Here is a 17721-nt window from a genome sequence, read left to right on the forward strand (position 1 = left end):
ATTATCAGGTCCGCCTCTACCGTGCCTGGTACCGGCACATCACTCTTGCGATGCTCGCGCAGGCGTGGCTCGCCGTGAGCGCGGCGCAGAGCCGTGAGAAACATCCGCCAGCCATCGGCGGCGGGAGGTCGGCGGTGGGATACGAGCGTCTCCCCCACGGAATTCCGATCAGCGAACCAGTCAGACCGGACAGGAACACGATGATTCCGTTCACGCTCAACGAGATCCGTCACATCTTCGGGCTGCTCCGCGAGGTCGCGATGCCACCGGCTGTCGTTCTGTGGTGGTCGACCTGGCGCCGCCGCCACCAGGCGATGGCGCGCTACTACCACTACCGGCGGCGCATCCGCGCCGCGCAGCCGGCCGCCGCGCCGGCCTGAGACCACCGGCGATCACTGTTGCTGCCGTACTAGCCTCCCGAGCTTGATCCTTGTCCAGCCCCGGCACCTCGACGCGGGACAGAGTCCAGTCCCAGCGTTTCTCGATGACGCGCTCATCGAACGCCTCGATAAGCGTCATAGGTGAGGTGACAATCTTTATCTCGCCACTTGATACCTGTTGCAGGTGCATCATCATCGCCCGGTCTCCGCGTACAGCAAGCGAGAGCGCCTCGGAGTCGAAGACGAACACCTCCGACGGCTCGGCGGAGTGGGCCTTGGGCTTGCTCATTCCGCCGGGTTGGGCCGTGCGTCGCGGCGCTGAGCACGGCGCCGCGCATGCTCCGCGCGGAGATCAGCCAGTTCCCGTTCGGCGGCGGCGTGCTCCTCATCGGTGATCGGGCCGTATTCGTCCTCCAGCCACTCCAGTAGCTCGCGCGTCCGATCGAGCTCCTGCTGGCGGCGTAGTGCTTCGGTGACGTAGGCGGAGAGGCCGCGTGCACCGGCTGAGGTCCGAATCGCTTCCAGTAGGTCCTCGGGGACGCTGATCGTGATCTTCTTGTTCCCCATTCCCGTGACCATAGGTTCCTGGCGCGGGGATGGCGAGCGCCGTGCTTGGTGGCGGACCTCGGCTGAGGTCCGCATCAGGGCCTGGGTCATGTAAGCCTCCCGACTGACGACTAAGACACTGTCGGGTAAGACAGTAGGCGTGCGAGTCGAAAAGGTCAATTCGGGCAACACGGCGAGTTGGCTCGCTACGCGTCGCCTGCCTGCGGCCGGGCTGTGGTCTACCTGGGCTGGAGGCGGGCGCCGGCGTCGACGCGGATGACCTCGGCGTTCAGGTAGCTGTTGGTGAGCAGCTCGACGGCGAGGGAGGCGAACTCGTCCGTGGTGCCGAGGCGGTGCGGGAACAGGACGTCGCGCTTCAGCTTGTCCTTGAAAGCCTCGGATCCCGGGCCTTCGCCGTAGATCGGGGTGTCGATGAGCCCGGGGGCGACGCAGTTGACCCGGACCCCGATGACGGAGAGGTCGCGGGCGACGGGCAGCGTCATGCCGACGACGCCGCCCTTAGACGCGGAGTAGGCCGCCTGGCCGATCTGGCCGTCGAAGGCGGCGAGCGACGCGGTGTTGACGATCGCGCCGCGCTCCCCGTCGGCGGACAGCGGCTCGGTGGCCGACATCGCCGTCGCGACGATCCGGATGCAGTCGAACGTGCCGATCGTGTTGACCTCGATGACCTTGCGGAACGCGTCGAGGCTGTGCGCGGAGTCGTAGCTGCCGTCCTTGCCGATGGTTCGCGCCGCCCAGCCGATGCCCGCGCAGTTCACCAGGGCGCGCACCGGGCCGAGCGTCCTGGCCAGCTCGGTCGCGGCGACGATGTCCGCGGTGGAGGTGACGTCCACGTGCGCGAACACGCCGCCGACCTCCTTGGCGACGGCCTCGCCCTTGGCGTCATCCCGGTCGGCGACCACGACGCGCGCCCCGCGCGCCGTGAGCAGCCGAGCGGTCGCGGCCCCCAACCCGGACGCGCCGCCGGTGACCATCGCTACCGCGCCACTGATGTCCACGCCGTTCCTCGCTCCCGTCGCGACCAGGTTGCTGGAACTAAATTCTAGTGATGATGGCCTGGAAGGAAACCGATCCGGCCCGGCACGTCTGAGTTGCCCCTTGCGGGAGAGAAACCTGGTTCCTACTGTGGGTCCGGTGCGCGCACCCGACGAAGCGCCGAAGGACCACCAAGACGACTCGACGCTCGATCCCGCGCCCGGCCCCGGCCCCGGCCCCGGCGCCGCGCCCGACCCCGTACCTGACCTGTGCGGCTGGGGCCCGGCGCTCGCCGAGATCGAGCGGCGCAAGGCGGTGGCGCTCGGGATGGGCGGCGAGGCCCGGCTCGTCCGGCAGGCCCAGCGCGGCCGGCTGAACGCCCGGCAACGGCTCGCCGCGCTGTTCGACCCGGGCACGTTCTACGAGGTTGGCGCGCTCGTCGGGGGAACCGAGGACCCGCCGGTCCCCGCCGACGCGTTCGTCGCCGGCGCCGGGCGGATCGACGGACGTCCCGCGCTCGCGGGCGCCGAGGACGTCACCGTGCTGGGCGGCTCGATCGGCACCGGTGCGGCCGACAAGCGTTACCGGCTGACCCAGCTCGCCCGCCAGGAACGGGTGCCGCTGGTGATGATGCTGGAGGGCGCCGGCCACCGGGTGACCGAGGGCGCGACCGGCCGCCGGCCCGGCGACCTGGGCGGGCTGGTCGAGCTTTCCGGCCTGGTGCCGATGGTGTGTCTCGTGCTGGGCGCCTCGGCCGGCCACGGCGCGCTCACCGCGCCACTGTGTGACTTCGTCGTCATGACGGCGACCGCGTCGATCTTCTCCGCCGGTCCGCCGCTCGTCCGCTCGGCCACCGGTGAGGAGATCACCAAGGAGGACCTTGGCGGCCCTGACATAGCCGCCGCCACCAGCGGCGTCGTCCACAACGTCGTCGCGGACGACCGCGCGGCCATCGCACTGGCCCGCGGCTATCTGTCGTACTTCCCGCTCAACGCCGCTGGCCCGCCGCCGCGCCGCGTGGACGGCCCCGACATCGGGCCTCGCCGCGTCGACGAGCTGCTGGAGCTGATTCCGCCCGATCCACGGCGCCCGTACGCGATCAGACCGGTGCTCGAAGCGATCGTCGATGAGGGCGAGCTGTTGGAGGTGCAGCCCGACTTCGGCCGGTCCGTCGTCACCACCCTCGCCCACCTGGGCGGCCACGCCGTGGCGATCGTCGCGAACGACCCGAGCGTGCTCGCCGGCGCGATCGACAGCGGCGCGGCCGACAAGGTGGCGCACTTCCTGCAGGTGGCCGGCGTCTTCGGCCTGCCCTGCGTGTTCCTCGCCGACAATCCCGGCGTTCTCGCCGGCAGCGCGGCCGAACGGGCCGGAATCCTGCGCCACGCGGCCCGGATGTACGCCGTGCAGCACCGCCTCACAGTGCCGAAGCTGCACGTGACACTGCGCAAGGCGTTCGGCTTCGGCTCGTCGGTCATGGCGATGAACCCGTTCGACGGCCAGACGCTCACGCTCGCCTTCCCGTCCATCACGCTGGGCGCACTGCCCGCCTCCTCGACGGCGAGCAAGATCGAGGACCCCGAGGAGCGAGCCCGGGTCGCGGCCGCACAGGCAAAGGCATCCATCACCGGAGGCGCCAGGCTGTCCTATGACGACGTCATCGACCCGCGCGAGCTGCGTAACGCGCTGCTCGCCGGCCTCGCGCTGAGCGAGGGCCGCGAGTGGGCGGGCGTCGACCGCCCGCCCCAGCCGGGAGGGATCCTGCCTTGACCGTGCTCAAGCTCGGGCTGCGCCTCAGCCTCTACCGGGCCGCCCGGCTCGCGGTGCCCGTCGATGAGGTCCGGCACGCGGAGCGCCTCGGCTATCACTCCGTCTGGACCGCCGAGGCGTACGGAAGCGACGCACTCACGCCGCTGGCCTTTCTCGCGGCCCAGACCAAGCGGATCCGGCTGGGGACGGCCGTCGTCCAGCTCGCCGCCCGCCCGCCGGCCACGCTCGCGATGCAGGCGATGACGATCGACGCTCTGGCCGGCGGCGACCGGCTGATCCTTGGGATCGGGCTTTCCGGGCCGCAGATCGTCGAGGGCTGGTACGGCCAGCCCTGGGGACGGCCGAACGCCCGGCTGCGCGACTACGTGACGATCGTGCGCAAGGTGCTGGCCCGCGAGGAGCCGCTCCGTCACGACGGCGAGGAGATCCAGCTGCCCTATGCCGGCCCCGGCGCGCTCGGCCAGGGCAAGCCGCTGAAGTCGATCATGCATCCGGTGGCGCCGATCCCGATCTGGCTCGGCGCCGGCGGCCCGCGTAACACCGTGCTCGCCGCGCAGCTGTGCGACGGCTGGCTGCCGATGGGGCTCGGCCCGGACGGCGTGCCTCCGGTGGTCCAGGAACGGGCCGCGCGCGGCGGGTTCGACGTGTTCACCGGCGCGTCCGTGCGGATCACCGACGACGTGCGCGGCGCGCTCGACGCGATGCGCCCGCTGACCGCCATGTACGTCGGTGGGATGGGCAGCGCGACGCACAACTACCACCGCGACGCGATGGCCCGGCGCGGCTTCGCCGCGGCCGCCGACCGCATCGGCGAGCTCTGGCGTGCCGGGCGCAAGGACGAAGCGATGGCGGCCGTTCCGGACGAGTACCTGGAGCAGACCGCCCTGCTCGGCTCGCCGGCCCGGATCCGGGCGCGCTGGGAGGCCGGCTTCGCCGCGCCCGGCAGCACAGGCGTCATCATCGACGCCCATCAGCCCGAGGCGCTGGAGCTGATGGCCGACCTCGCCGGCACGAGAGACCTGCCGAGCGACGACCTGCCGAGCGACGACCCGGCGAATGACCTGGCGAGCGACCTGGAGGGCCAGAGGGCGTGCGAAAACAATCTTCCTTCGCGCGAGCGGAGGCCGCTGTCTCCAGGATCACCGGCGGTTGAAGCCCGGTGACCGCCGACTACGAGTTCCTGCTGGTCGACGCCCCGGCCGACGGCGTCCGCCGGATCACGCTGAACAGGCCGGAGAAACGCAACGCCATCTCGACCCCCTTGCGCACCGAGCTGCTCGACGCGCTGCGGGCGCACGACGTCGACCCGGATGTGCGGGTCAGCATCATCCGGGGCGCGGGCCCGTGTTTCTCCGCCGGCTACGACCTTGCTTCCCCGCTGATGGCCGACCCGCCGTTCTACTCGGCGCCGGGCGACGGCCAGTGGGCCCGGCAGGCGGGTGAGACCTGGTTCAGCCTCTGGGACCTGGCCAAGCCGGTGATCGCCCAGATCCACGGCTACGCGATCGCCGGCGCGACCGAGCTCGCCTCCGCCTGCGATCTGGTCTACGTGGCCGAGGACGCGCGGATCAGCTACCCGGTGGTGCGGGTGGCGAGCCCGCCGGACTGGCAGTACCACACGGTGCTGCTCGGCCTGCGCCGCGCGATGGAGCTGATGCTCACCGGCGACGCCGTCGATGGGGTCGAGGCCGCCCGCATCGGCTTCGCCAACCGTGCCTATCCGGCCGACCGGCTGGCCCAGGAGGTGCTCGCGATCGCGGCCCGCGTCGCCCGCATCCCCAGCGAGCTGACCCAGATCAACAAGCGCTCCGTCCACCGGGCCTTCGACGTGTGGGGCGCCCGCGCCGCCATCCGTGCCGGCACCGAGCTCACCGCCCTGGCCGCCCACACCGAGGCCGCCACCCGTTTCCGCCGCGACGCCCTGGCGGCGGTGAAGGCCGCCGTGAGCTCAGATGAGGGCGACGAGGCGGCCGGTGACCTTGTTGGCGGCCAGGTCCGCGAGACCCCGGGGGATGTCGTCGAAAGTGATCTCGGTGACGGTGGGGTCGAGGTCGCCGGCGGCGGCGAACGTGTAGAGCTCGGCGATGTCCTCCTTGGTGCCGCCGCGGGAGGCGAGCAGCCTGGACTTGCGGCCGACCATGTCCGCGAGCGGGATCATCGCTTCGCTGATGCCGAGGCCGACCTGGACCACGGCTCCGTCGAAGCCGACCGCCCGTAGCGCGCCGGCTGTCGTCGTGCCGAAGCCGGCGTAGTCGACGACGAGGTCGAAGTTCTGGTTCTCCCACCGGGCGACGTCGTCGACGACGTGCCTGACGCCGAGGCGTTCGGCGAGTGGCCAGACGTCCTTCTTCGGCTCGGCGACGTGCACGTCGATGCCCTTCAGGACGGCGACCCGGGCGGCGATCTGGCCGAGGCCACCGAGGCCGATCAGGCCGACCTTCATGCCGGCGGTCGCCCCGCCACGGCGCACGAGCGCGTGGTACGACGTCATGCCGGCGTCGGTCATCATGGCGCCGAGGGCCCAGCCGACCGCGTCCGGGACCAGGACGAGGTCGTCCGCCGGCGACAGGTGCTTCGTGGCGAAGCCCCCGTCGTAGTGGAAGCCCGGGCAGCGCATGGTGTTCGACGGGCAGACGGCGGCCCGGTCGCCGATCTTCCACTGGGTGACGTCGGGCCCCACCGCGGAGACGACGCCGGCCAGCTCATGGCCCATGATCGTCCCGAGCAGCCAGTCGGCGCCGTGACTGTCGATCTCCATGATGTCGGAGTGGCACAGGCCTGATCCCCTGACATCGAGGACGACCTCCCCTGGGCCGGGCTCGGGATCGTCCTTCTCGACCAGCCGCGGTGGCTTACCGAACTCGACGAGTTGCCATCCCTTCACAGGGGCTCCATCTCCTCTCGCCGTGCGTCTTCGCGGATCTTCGCCCTCCGCGGCACCCACAGCGGCGAATKCCGTTTGTCGATGGCGGCAGGGCGGGCACCGCCTTTTTGCTTTCGGCGGCACCAATTCGCGGCCGGGGTGTTGCCGAGGACCTCGAGTAGGGACCAGGTCGTCCTACCGGCTGGTCGTCGTGCCGGCGACGGCCGCGCGGGCGCGCATGCGGAACTGCTCGAGCTTCTCCTGTGGCTGGATGATCTGGTGGCTGCGCGGTCTGACGCTGATGTCGTGGCCCTCGGCCGCCCTGCGCAGCGCGCCGACTGTCGCGTCCTCCTTCTTGATGTGCGTGAAGGGGTCGAACGAGTACCACTTCATCGCGTTCTGGTATGTGATCTTGTTGATGTCGTCGTCCGGTACGTTCCACTTCTGGAAGTCCGCCCACAGTCCTTCGGGTGCCTGTGGCCAGGCCGAGTCGCTGTGCGGGTAGTCGCACTCCCAGGTGATGTTGTCGATCCCGATCTCGTGGCGTAGCCCGACGCCGAGYGAGTCGGTGATGAAGCACGTCAGGAAGTGCTCCCGGAAGATCTCGGAGGGCTTCTTGCCGCCGAAGTCCTGCATCGTCCAGGTCGCGTGCACGTCGAACGTCCTGTCCGCGCGCTCCAGGAAGTACGGGACCCAGCCGATGCCACCCTCGGACAGGGCGATCCGCAGGTCCGGGAAGTCCTTGAGCACCCGGGACCAGAGCAGGTCGGCCGCTGCCGAGACGATGTTCATCGGCTGCAGCGTGATCATTACGTCGGGTGGTGAGTCCACCGCCGGCACCGCGATCCGCCCGGACGAGCCGATGTGGATCGACAGCACGGTGTCCGTCTCGACGAGCGCCGCCCACAGCGGGTTCCAGAACTCGTCGTGGAAGCTCGGCATCCCCATGACCGCCGGGTTCTCGCTGAACGTCAGCGAGTGGACGCCGCGCGCGGCGTTGCGGCGCACCTCGGCGGCGCAGAGCTGCGCGTCCCAGATGACCGGGATCGTCATCGGGATGAACCGGCCCGGGTAGGTGGCGCACCAGTCCTCGACGTGCCAGTCGTTGTAGGCGCGGACCAGCGCCAGCGAGAAGTCGACGTCGTCGGTGACGAACAGCCGGCCGGCGAAGCCGGGGAACGAGGGGAAGTTCATCTGTGCCAGCAGCCCGCCGGCGTTCATGTCCTTGATCCGCTCGTGGATGTCGTAGCATCCCGGCCGGATCTCGTCGAGGCCCTGCGGCTCGAGGCCGTACTCCTCCTTGGGGCGGCCCGCGATCGCGTTCAGCGCGGAGTTCGGGATGACGGTGTCCCGGAACTTCCAGACGTCGGTGCCGTCCTCGCGATGCACCAGCCGGGGTGCGTCGTCAACGTACTTCGTCGGTAGCCGGCCCACGAACATGTCGGGTGGCTCGATGACGTGGTCGTCGACACTTACAAGGATCATGTCGTCACGCTGCATGACGGTCCCTCCGCTCCCGGGCTCTACGCGGCCGGCTTGGTGTACTCAAAAGAGACCCGCATGAGCCGCATCTTGGGGGTCGGGCTCATCCGCAGGGTCTCGGACATCTTCAGCTCGCCGGAGGCGGACGCGGCCTTTACTCGACCGAGGACCTCTTCCGGGTCGCCTTCGATCAGGTACTGCGCGATGTACGGGCCGTCGTCGTCGACCGGCTCGAGCCGGCGACCTGAAAGATAACCCTCGAAGGCCACCATCTCCGGGATGTGCACTTCGTCGTACCAGCGGTTGAACTCGGCCAGGGTTTCCAGGTCGCGGCTGACCGGGCTGGACTCGACGTGCAGGATCCAGTGTGGGAGCTCTTCGTTCACCATGTTCCTCTCGTTTCTTGGTAGCTGTGGGTCCGGCCGTCGGGTTGCCTGCCGATCGTCGCTGACGGTCGCCCGACACCGATCAGGATGTCCAGCCGTGGYCGCGTCAGGTGCGTTGGATCCAGCCACCGTCGATGTTCAGAGTGTGGCCGGTGACCCAGTCGCTGCCAGGGCCGACCAGGTAGAGCAGTCCTGGTACCAGGTCCTCGGGGTCGCCGAACGGGAACGGGATGGACTTCTCGACCATCGCGCGCAGCGCCGGCGGCGCCGCGACGGCGCCTGCCTCGGTGTTCACATAGCCCGGCGCGATGGCGTTTACCCGGATGCCGAACGGCGCGAGCTCGCGGGCGAGCGAGAGCGTCATGCTGACGACGCCGAGCTTGGTGATGCCGTAGGCGTTCGCCGCCATGAAGGCACCGCCGGACGACTGGTTGACGATCTTCCCGTAGCCGCGTTCCTTCATATGGGGCACGACCGCGCGGGCGCACAGCAGCGTGCCGGTGAGGTTCACCGCCAGCGTGCGGCTCCACATGTCCAGCGACATCGTGATGAGGGTGCCCTGACCGACGATCTCGGCCATGAGCGCCGCATTGTTCACGAGGATGTCGACGGAGCCGAACGCGTCCCTGGCGGCAGCTGCCATGGCGTTCGCGCTCGCCTCGTCGGAGACGTCGGTACACACCGCGAGCACGCGGTGGCCGGCCTCGGCGAGCTCCTTCGCCGCCTCCTCGGCGTGCTCCAGGTCGATATCGGCAAGGACGACCGCGGCGCCGGCCTCCGCCAGGCCCCTCGCGTAGGTCCTGCCGATTCCACCACCCGCGCCGGTGACGATCGCGACTTTTCCCTCCAGCGCCAACCCGCCGGACATGAATTTTCTCCTCGCGAGCCGAGAACGAAATAACGGACGACGGTAGGAGCATGAATGACCGCAGCATTCCCGGCCGCCGCGGGCGCTATTCGGCGCCAGTCGGACCGGGGCCCAGGGCAATCAGGACAGGGCGCTGCCCGAGGTGAACAGGTACGTTGGCGTCTTCACTCCGCGCCCTCACCCAGCACCATCGGGAACGAGTTCAGGGACCGGACACCGGGGCTGAGGCTCAGCCTGGTCCCCGGCTTGATGCGGTAGTGCGGAATCCGTGCGTGCCACTCGCGCAGGATGATGCGCAGCTCGAGGCGGGCCAGGTGCGAGCCGAGGCAGCGGTGCACCCCGCCGCCGAACGCGATGTGGCGGTTGACCGGCCGGTCGAATCGGACCTGGTCGGCGTCGGGGAGCTCCTCCTCGTCGAGGTTCGCCGCGCCGATGAAGACGTAGACCTGTTCGCCCTTGTGGACCGGACAACCGGCGAGCTCGGTGTCCGTGGTCGCGAACCGCGAGACCAGCATTACCGGCGACTCGTAGCGCAGCAGCTCCTCGATCACGTTGTCGATGTTGTCCGGGCTGGCGACGACCTCGGCGCGGCGCTCGGGGTGCTCGGCGAGATAGGCCATGAACGTCTCCAGCGAGGCGGAGACGGTGTCCAGGCCCGCGGTCAGGAACAGGAAGCAGATGTCGAGCAGCTCGTGGCGGGTCAGCTTCTCGCCGTCGACCTCGACGTCCAGCAGATGGCTGAGCAGGTCGTCCCTGCGCTCGGCCTCGCGCTCGTCCAGCACCTTGTCGTAGTAGGCGTAGATCTCCTGCGCGGTCGCGCGCTGGTGGGCCTTGACGTCCGGGTGGTTCGGCGGCAGGCCAAGGAGCAGGGATGGACGGACGATGCCGTCCTTGAGGCGCAGGAACGTGGGCAGGTCCTCGAGCGGCAGGCCCAGCAGGGTGAGGAAGATCTGGGAAGGCAGTGGCGTCGAGAACTGCTTGGCGAAGTCGATCTCGCCCGCGCCGATGAAGCCGTCGATGAGCTCGTGGACGAGCCGGGTCACCGGCTCCTTCCACCGCTCGACCGCCGCTGGCGAGAAGACCGGGTTGATGAGCTTGCGGTACTTGCGCTGCTCCGGCGGGTCGTACTCGATCGGGATGAGTGGGCGCAGGTTGCCGAGCGTTCCGGCATGCGCCGCCGAGGAGTAGACGTCCGGGTACTTGAAGATCTCGTCGATGGCGGCCCGGCCCGTGGCGACGACCGCGGGACCTGACAGGCCGTCCATTCGCTGGACTCGCCCGCTGTCCCTCAACGCCCTGAAGACCGGCCGCGGGTCGCGCGCCACGTCGATGGTCATCAGCTGCGCGACGCCGATGCGGGGGCCGCCCACGGTCTGTCCCGCGTCGACGCCCCCGTGCCCTGCTAACTCCTCGACCATTCTCCGCTCCTTGCTTCGCCAGGCCGTTGTCACGGCAACCTCCACCGTCGCGGCTGGGTTGCCAACGTCGGCCAGTGGCCTGTGCCGACGTCGCTTCCGCTGCCGGGAGCGAGCCGGCGTCATGCCCCGCGGGCTGAGCGACTCCACTTCGTGATCTAGACCACGTGGGACCCAGCAAGGAACAATATAGTTGACCCGGTCAGCTGTCTACGTCCGCTCCTGCGTCGCCGCCACCGGACGAGGCGACCGGCCGGTCTGACCGACCTGGCCTGGACCGATGGCGTCCGCGCCCGCACCCCGCCGCGCTGGTGACGCGTCGAGGCGGACTGGTCCGTTCGCGACCGCTGGCCGACGTAGTGCGCCCGTGAGCTGGCGATGTCGCCAGAGGTCCGCCCCCGATGACCATGGCCGGTCCTTTCCGCCGGCTAGGTCCGGCTCGCCTCGTCGCGCTGTCCGGGTCGCCGCGGGCCGACACCGAGGCTGTCGGATCTGTGCTGCGCCTGGTCACGCCCAACGGGGAGATCAATCCGCTAATCAGTTGACCTGGTCGGGTCGGGTAGAGCCGGAGGCCAGGACAGACCAAGGTGGACGAGCGACGGGCGACTTCGGCGCGGACAGTCCGCGGTTCGAGCGGGACGGGTCCTCGGCTGGGACTGGTTCTGCCTGACGTGCTCGAGGACGACCAGGCGAGAGGTGGCAATCAGGTGCCGCGGTGACGACGCTCGCGCGCAGGTACGCCAACGCCCGGTCCCGGTCGCGCAGCCGCGGCCATTGCCGCAGCAGCCCGATGAACGCGTCCTGGACGACGTCCTCCGCCGCCCGCTGGTCACCGAGCAGCAGCACCGCGAGCCGCAACAGCCCGAGCCGGTGTTCGGCGAACAGCTGACCGACCGCGTCCCGGGAACCGGGCTCGGCGGCGTCCCCCGGGGGCCCGGCGGTCACGGGGCCAGGATCTCGGTGCCCGGCGGGCTCGGCCGCATCGGCCTGGTCCGGCGGATCGTCCGGATCGGCCTCGTCCGCCGTGGCCGACGCGGGCCCGGGGGGTGTCGCGACGGCCTCGGCCTCGGCCCGGAGACGGGGGGTGGTTGGTGGCACGTCTAGATGACGCGCGACCCGGCCATCCGCTGCTCGCGTCGGCAGGTTTTCTACGGTCCGGTGCCGAGGGGGAGGAGCGCCGTCGCGCCAGTCGGATCGGCGGCGTGGGCGAGAACGTTCCAGAGGTGGACGAGAGGGTTCCCGGACGGGGGCGAGAGCGTTCCGTCTGAGGGCGCGTACGCTGTCTATGTACCATGCATATGATGTGTATCGCGCACAGAGGAGCCGGCTCGTTCCGGCGCGGACGTTAGGGGAGGAGTCACGATGGATCCCGAGGCGACGGTCGACGCCGGCCTGGCCGAAGTCGCCGACATCGAGCGTGAGCTGATGTTAATCAGCCGGTACATGGTCATGACCGCCACCGCCCGGGCGGAGCTGGCGAAGTCCGAGCAACGCCTCGAACGCAGCGCCTACCTCCTGCTCAGCCGGATCGAGGCCGAGGGTCCGATGTCCATCGGCCAGCTCTCCGAGGCCTTCGGCCTGGACACCTCGACGATCAACCGGCAGACCGCCGCGATGCTGCGCTCCGGCCTGGTCGAGCGCATCCCGGACCCGGAGGGGGGGCTCGCCCGCAAGCTGCGCGTCACGGACCACGGCCTCGCCAGGCTGCACGCCGACCGTGCCTGGGCGGTGAGCGGCATCGCCAGGATGGTCGATGACTGGGACCCGGCCGACCTCGCGACCCTGGCCCATCTGCTCGCCCGCTTCAACCTCGCCATGGAGCGCGGCCAGGGCCGCCCCTGGCCGCGCCAGGCCCGTCCGGAGCTCCACCCGACTCACTGATCAGCCCGACTCACTGATCAGCCCGACTCACTGATCAGCCCGACTCACTGATCAGCCCGACTCACTGATCAGCCCGACTCACTGATCAGCCTGGCCCGCTGATCAGCGGGCGACTGATCAGCGGGCGACGACGAGGCCGCCGTCGACGTGGAGCACCTGGCCGGTAAGGAAGCTGCCCGCGTCCGATGCCAGGAGGAGAGCCGGGCCGACCATCTCGTCGGGGTCGGCGAGACGGGCCTGGTGGCTGGCCTTGGCCATCCGCTCCTGGGAGTCCGGATCGGTCGCACGGACCATGTCCGTGTCGACGGCGCCGGGAGACAGAGCGTTGACGCGGATGCCGCGGCCGGCGTACTCGGCGGCCATCGAGCGGGTGAACGCGACGAGCGCGGCCTTGGCCGCGGCGTACATCGAGACCGCGGGGGAGTGCAGGAAGGCGCCGGCAGAGACGACGTTCACGACCGAGGCGGACGGGCTCGCGGCAAGGTAGGGCAGCGCCTCCTGGACGAGGAACACCGGGCCGCGCAGGTTCACGTCGAACGACTTGCCCCAGGCCTCGGGGGTCATCGCGCCGAGCGGCTGGGCGAGGCCGGTGGCGGCGTCGTTGACGACGATGTCGATCCGGCCGAAGGTCGAGACGGTCCGCTCGACGAGCGCGCGCAGGGCGGCGAGCTCGCCGACGTGGGTGGGAACGCCGAGGGCCTGTCCGCCCATCGCCTTCAGGTGCTTCTCGGTCTCGGCGCAGGCGTCGGCCTTGCGGCTGGCGACGACGACGGCCGCGCCGGCGGCGACGAAGCCCTCGGCGATCGCGCGGCCGATGCCGCGGGTGCCACCGGTGACCACCGCGACCCGCCCGGTCAGGTCGAAGAGCGTCCGCAACTTCTCAGCGTCCATGTCGGTCAGCTCCCGGGGCCGAGGCAGGGGCAGGGGCGGTGAGGGAGAACACGGCGGCGGTCGACGAGCTCGCCACGATCGAGCCGCCGCCGGTCATCGCCGCCGCGCCGTACTTGATGAGCAGGAAGACCGGACGGACGTTCATGTCGACCTCGCGGCTGAACTGGTCGGCCTCGTAGTTCAGCACCGGGGAGAACGAGCCGCCGCCGGGGACGGTCACGCCGATGTCGAGGCGCTCGCCGTCGCCCGCGATCTCGACGGCCCGCTCGACGTCCGCGGGGGCGAGGGTGTCGCAGCGCGCCGTGCGCGCGACGAGGCCTTCGTCCTCCTTCAGCCGCGCGGCCGCCGCGTCGAGCCTGTCCTGGGTGCGCCCGGCGATGGTCACCAGCGCGCCGTCGCGGGCGAGCAGCCGTGCGCTCGCGTAGCCGATCCCGCTGCCGCCACCCACGACCAGGGCTCGCAGTCCGTCGAGCCGACCGGGCGCCATCACACGCTCCTCCTCGTCGAGAGGGCGCTGGCGGTGACCGGCCCGACCTGCTGCCACCGCGCGTTCACGGTCCGGCGCGCGAAGCGCCAGACGCCGTCGCCACCCCGGACGTAGGCGTCCGCGTAGCGGATCACCATCCGCAGGTCGGCGGGCTCGCCGTCCGCGTCGAGGTGCAGGTGATGCGCCTCGCAGTAGGTCTCGCCGACCGCGCTGTTCCCGTCGACCTGACAACGGTGATTGCCGACCAGGTGGAACGTCTCCGGGTAGCGCGCGCGCAGCGCCCGCGGGATCACGGCCATCGCGGCGGCGCCGGTGACCGTGGTCGCGGGCTCGTCCAGGTCCGCGTAGCGCACCTGGAGCACCGCGTCGTCGGCGAACAGCGAGACGAACAGCTCCTCGTCCCTGGCGTCGGCCGCCGCGGCGTAGCTCTCGACCAGGTCGCGCAGCGCGAGCCGGTCGGCCGGGTCGCCCGCCGACCGGCCGGCGGCGAGCGGCCCGGCGGGGCGGGCCCGTTCCGCCGCGTCCGGCTTCGTCGCGTTCAGCTCCACAGCTTCTCCCAGCGCCGGCCGAGGTCACCGATCCAGACGGCCGCCTCGGCACTGTCGCGGACGAACGCCGCGGCCGGCACCGAGACCTCGGTGACGCCGGTCTCGGCCATCGCCGCCGCCGCGGCCAGCGTCCGGTCGAGGTCGAGCCCACGGCCCTCGCCGCGGGCCAGCGGCAGGGAGTGGCGCACCCGCGGGACGGCGTCGCCCCGGCCGGCGGCCGCCCAGGCCTCGCGGATCTTCTCGACGCCGGCCGCCACCCCCTCGGTCGACTCGCCCATGATCGGGATCCAGCCGTCGCCCAGCTCGGTGATCCGGCGCAGGTTGCGCCTGGTCAGCGGGCCGCTGAACAGGACCGCCGGCCCGTTCGGCTGGACCGGTTTCGGGTCGCACCAGATCTTCTCGAAGGCGATCGTCGGCAGGTCCACCGCGGCGCCGCCGCCGGGTGCCCACAGCGCCCGGCAGGCGGCGATCGTGTCGTCGAGGATCTGCGCCCTGTTGTCGAAGTCGAGGTCGAGGGTCTCGTACTCCTCGGGCTGCCAGCCGGTACCGACGCCGATCTCGAGGCGACCCCGGGAAAGCGCGTCCAGCGTGGCGCACATCTTGGCGAGCAGCGGCGCGCGGCGCAGCCCCGCGATCAGGACGCCGGTCGACAGCCGCACCCGCGACGTCGCCCCGGCAACGACCGACAGCAGCGTGAGCGGCTCCAGCCAGGGCGAGCCGTGCGGGAAGTTGAACGTCCCGAACGGGTACCGGTCGGTCCGCTCGCCCATGACCACGTGGTCGCTCTGCACGATGGTGTCGATGCCGGCGTCGTCGGCCGCGCGGCACAGATCGACGATCTTGTGCTGCTCGTCCGTCCTGAACATCGACTCCCCGACGGGCAGGCCGATCGCGAGCCGAGGACGCGATGTCGTCATCACCCGGGCCTCCTTGCTCCTCGCCGTCATGACTCACATCAAGATCATGTATATTGTCTGCAAACGTTACGCCGCTCGAGCCGTGGGCGCTCGTGGTCAGCACCCGCGACCTCGGGTACCTCGAGACGGGGCCTCTGCCGGCGGTCAGTGTCGGCGTCGGCCGTCGCGGGTCGGCGTCGCGGGTCGGCGTCGCGGGTCAGGTCGGCTCGCGGTCAGCCCAGGTCGAGGCCGCGGGCCTCGTCGCTAGCCCACCAGTACAGCCGCGTCTCGTCGTAGGTAATGACCAGCAAGGTCCGCACCGCGCCGGGTGGCCAGTTCCGCGCGCGCACCTCGTCCTCCCAGGCGTCCTTCAGCCAGCCCGGCTCGCCCTCGCCGCCGCCGCGCAGGGCCACCGAGCCCGCGCCTCGGGCGCCGAGCCGCCAGCCGCCCGCCCGCAGCCAGATGTCGACGGCCCCGGCGAACGCCCGGGCCGGCTGGGCCGCCTGGGCCGGGTGCGCGGCCCGGACGGGCGACACCGGCGGCAGCGCCAGCGGCAACGCGACCACCTCGACAAGGTGCCCGGCGCGCACGCCGCGCTCGTCGTCGTCCCAGCTCGCCACGCGATTACCCACCTGTGCAGGATAAACAGTTCCGAGATCAGAGCAAGGCGCCACGGTGTTTTTCCGCGGATATCGCCGCCGGCTTTCCGGCTTCCCCTCGCCGTCTCGCTGCCTTTCTTTTGTTTAGCGCTTTTCGAGCGCTCGCGACCTCCATTTTGGCGGCGCATACCGTCGACAGGGCTGGTGGCCGGCGCAATAGACACCAAGAGTCGTGGCCATCGCCGAACGCCGTTGTCCTCGTCATCCCTCGGAACGTCACGGGGTGGCGTCTCAACGCGCGGATCGGGCTCGGCCGCCCACCGGCGGCCGAGCCCGACTGTGTCCTGTCGCCGGTTACCCGGCCCGTCCGCGGATCAGGACTGCGGCGCCACGGTGACGCCCGGGATCACGTCACCGCAGATCGGGTCGGCGCCCTTGACGGGCGTGAACTTGTCGCCCTCCAGCTTCGTGACCCAGGTGCAGTTGCCCGCCCCGCCCACGATGTTCTCGCGGTCGTTGATGTCGAGCTTGCGGCCGCCGAACAGGCCCATGGCGTCCCAGTCGTGGATGCCCGACAGCGAGGTGATGAGCGACGCCTGGGTCGGGTTGGCGCCGGCTCCCTTCAGCCCGCGGACGAGCAGCCCGACGGCGGCGTACCCGTTGTACATGGCGTAGGTGGGCACGGTGGTGACCTTGGCGTCCTTGAGGTCACTCTGGAACTGCTTGGTGGCGGCCGTCTGCAGCTCGATGGGCTCGTAGCCGAGCTGGAAGTAGACGTTCTGGGCGGCGTTGAGCGCGCCGGGGCCGGCCTGCTCGAGGTCGCCGCCGTAGCCGGTGGGCAGCAGCGCGACCTTGAGGGCGACGCCCTGCTGGCGCAGCCCGGTGATCAGGGCGAAGGAGGTGTTCGGGTCGACGGACGCGGTGAACCCGTCGATGCCGGCCTTCTTCATGGCCAGGACGGTCGGGCCGACGTCGGTGCTGCCGAAGGGGAACTTGGCGTTGAGGTAACCGACCTGGAGACCCGCGGCCTTGGCCGACTCCCCTGAGGCGAGGGCGGACTCCGAGGACAGCGGGGAGACCGAGTAGCCGATCGAGGCGACGTTGGTGACGCTCTGCTGCTTGAAGAACTTGCCGATGGTCGTCGCGACCTTGGTCTGCTGCAGCGCTCCGACGACGGAGAACATGTTCTTCGCCGTGATCCACTCGGGGCCGTCCTCGGCCATGCCGACCACCGGGACCTTGTGGGCGGTCAGGTAGTTCGCGGCCGTGAAGGCGAGGGCCGAGTGCGCGATGACGACGAGCACGTGGTCCTGCGTGACCATCTTCTGCGCGGCTGAGAGYGCGCCGTCCGGCGTCGTCTGCGTGTCGCCCACGACGTACTTGATGTTGTAGCCGTTACGGGCCGCGTACACCACCCCGGCCTTGACACCGTCGACACTGGTCTTGTTGCCAGAGGCGGCCGCGCCGGTGACGTCGGTTAATATTCCGACCGTTATTGTCTTTTTGCCTGCTGGGGCGCTCGCGTTCCCGCCGCCGCCACCTCCGTCCGACCCGGACGAACCGCCGCAGCCGGCCGCCGCGACGAGCAGGGCGGTGGCACCGGCCGCCGCGACGCCGAGAATTCGTTTTCTCCCGCGGATCATTTTTGCTCCCCGTGCATCGGTGGTGGGTCGCGGACGCGTTCCGTCTTGTCGTCTGGAGGAGGGGGATCCG

At 70.5% G+C, this 17721-nt stretch carries 17 protein-coding genes and 2 pseudogenes; 5 read left to right on the forward strand and 14 right to left on the reverse strand.

Annotated features, from left to right (window positions below; all coding sequences use genetic code 11):
• Window positions 1–380: pseudogene (locus BL253_RS43295) on the forward strand (IS701 family transposase); the annotation flags it as partial.
• Between the two features lie 285 nt (window positions 381–665).
• On the opposite strand, the gene BL253_RS30035 reads toward BL253_RS43295, so the two are convergent.
• Together BL253_RS30035 and BL253_RS30040 are read right to left on the reverse strand one after the other, a co-directional pair.
• Window positions 666–947: a CopG family transcriptional regulator gene (locus tag BL253_RS30035; protein WP_076820685.1), complete on the reverse strand. Its 282-nt coding sequence runs from the start codon at window positions 945–947 to the stop codon at window positions 666–668.
• A 218-nt stretch (window positions 948–1165) separates the two neighbouring features.
• The gene (locus tag BL253_RS30040; RefSeq protein WP_076820686.1) at window positions 1166–1945 is read right to left on the reverse strand and encodes an SDR family NAD(P)-dependent oxidoreductase; all 780 of its coding nucleotides are present in this window, start codon (window positions 1943–1945) and stop codon (window positions 1166–1168) included.
• Between the two features lie 136 nt (window positions 1946–2081).
• Here BL253_RS30040 and BL253_RS30045 point away from each other — a divergent pair, with 136 nt between their 5' ends.
• From BL253_RS30045 to BL253_RS30055, 3 genes and pseudogenes are all read left to right on the forward strand, one after another.
• On the forward strand, window positions 2082–3692 hold the full coding sequence (locus BL253_RS30045; protein WP_198946455.1) for an acyl-CoA carboxylase subunit beta: 1611 nt from the start codon (window positions 2082–2084) through the stop codon (window positions 3690–3692).
• 2 nt (window positions 3693–3694) lie between these two features.
• Window positions 3695–4855: an LLM class F420-dependent oxidoreductase gene (locus BL253_RS30050; RefSeq protein WP_241835279.1), complete on the forward strand. Its 1161-nt coding sequence runs from the start codon at window positions 3695–3697 to the stop codon at window positions 4853–4855.
• Window positions 4852–5508: pseudogene (locus BL253_RS30055) on the forward strand (enoyl-CoA hydratase/isomerase family protein); the annotation flags it as partial. The gene BL253_RS30050 and the pseudogene BL253_RS30055, both read left to right, overlap by 4 nt.
• 132 nt (window positions 5509–5640) lie before the next feature.
• Here the strand turns inward: BL253_RS30055 and BL253_RS30060 are convergent.
• From BL253_RS30060 to BL253_RS39715, 6 genes are all read right to left on the reverse strand, one after another.
• Entirely contained in the window at window positions 5641–6576 is a 936-nt protein-coding gene (locus BL253_RS30060) for an alcohol dehydrogenase catalytic domain-containing protein (RefSeq protein WP_076820687.1), read from the reverse strand.
• 174 nt (window positions 6577–6750) lie between these two features.
• Window positions 6751–8055, reverse strand: coding sequence for an amidohydrolase family protein (locus BL253_RS30065; RefSeq protein WP_076820688.1), 1305 nt, complete (start codon window positions 8053–8055; stop codon window positions 6751–6753).
• A 23-nt stretch (window positions 8056–8078) separates the two neighbouring features.
• Complete coding sequence (locus BL253_RS30070; RefSeq protein ID WP_076820689.1) at window positions 8079–8426, reverse strand: DUF4286 family protein; 348 nt, start codon at window positions 8424–8426, stop codon at window positions 8079–8081.
• Between the two features lie 103 nt (window positions 8427–8529).
• On the reverse strand, window positions 8530–9291 hold the full coding sequence (locus BL253_RS30075; protein ID WP_076820690.1) for an SDR family oxidoreductase: 762 nt from the start codon (window positions 9289–9291) through the stop codon (window positions 8530–8532).
• A 164-nt stretch (window positions 9292–9455) separates the two neighbouring features.
• On the reverse strand, window positions 9456–10709 hold the full coding sequence (locus tag BL253_RS30080) for a cytochrome P450 (protein WP_081438836.1): 1254 nt from the start codon (window positions 10707–10709) through the stop codon (window positions 9456–9458).
• 534 nt (window positions 10710–11243) lie between these two features.
• The gene (locus BL253_RS39715) at window positions 11244–11651 is read right to left on the reverse strand and encodes an RNA polymerase sigma factor (RefSeq protein WP_198946456.1); all 408 of its coding nucleotides are present in this window, start codon (window positions 11649–11651) and stop codon (window positions 11244–11246) included.
• A gap of 417 nt (window positions 11652–12068) precedes the next feature.
• Here BL253_RS39715 and BL253_RS30090 point away from each other — a divergent pair, with 417 nt between their 5' ends.
• Window positions 12069–12587 carry a MarR family winged helix-turn-helix transcriptional regulator gene (locus tag BL253_RS30090; protein WP_076820692.1) on the forward strand — a complete coding sequence of 173 codons (519 nt, stop codon included), beginning with the start codon at window positions 12069–12071 and terminating at the stop codon, window positions 12585–12587.
• Window positions 12588–12704: 117 nt separating this feature from the next.
• On the opposite strand, the gene BL253_RS30095 is transcribed toward BL253_RS30090, so the two are convergent.
• From BL253_RS30095 to BL253_RS30120, 6 genes are all read right to left on the reverse strand, one after another.
• Window positions 12705–13478, reverse strand: coding sequence for an SDR family NAD(P)-dependent oxidoreductase (locus tag BL253_RS30095; RefSeq protein ID WP_076820693.1), 774 nt, complete (start codon window positions 13476–13478; stop codon window positions 12705–12707).
• Window positions 13468–13965 (reverse strand): SDR family NAD(P)-dependent oxidoreductase, encoded by a 498-nt coding sequence (locus BL253_RS30100; protein WP_241835278.1) that lies wholly within the window; start codon window positions 13963–13965, stop codon window positions 13468–13470. The genes BL253_RS30095 and BL253_RS30100 overlap by 11 nt, the downstream gene beginning before the upstream one ends.
• Window positions 13965–14513, reverse strand: a complete 549-nt coding sequence (locus BL253_RS30105; protein ID WP_076820694.1) for a nuclear transport factor 2 family protein — start codon at window positions 14511–14513, stop codon at window positions 13965–13967. The genes BL253_RS30100 and BL253_RS30105 overlap by 1 nt, the downstream gene beginning before the upstream one ends.
• Window positions 14504–15430, reverse strand: coding sequence for a TIGR03619 family F420-dependent LLM class oxidoreductase (locus BL253_RS30110; RefSeq protein WP_076820727.1), 927 nt, complete (start codon window positions 15428–15430; stop codon window positions 14504–14506). Before BL253_RS30110 ends, BL253_RS30105 begins: the two co-directional genes overlap by 10 nt.
• Before the next feature lie 212 nt (window positions 15431–15642).
• Window positions 15643–16029, reverse strand: a complete 387-nt coding sequence (locus BL253_RS30115) for a hypothetical protein (protein WP_076820695.1) — start codon at window positions 16027–16029, stop codon at window positions 15643–15645.
• Between the two features lie 353 nt (window positions 16030–16382).
• On the reverse strand, window positions 16383–17651 hold the full coding sequence (locus tag BL253_RS30120) for an ABC transporter substrate-binding protein (protein ID WP_076820696.1): 1269 nt from the start codon (window positions 17649–17651) through the stop codon (window positions 16383–16385).
• Between the last annotated feature and the right edge of the window lie 70 nt (window positions 17652–17721).

The sequence above is a fragment of the Pseudofrankia asymbiotica genome (assembly GCF_001983105.1).
Classification (GTDB): Bacteria; Actinomycetota; Actinomycetes; order Frankiales; family Frankiaceae; genus Pseudofrankia; species Pseudofrankia asymbiotica.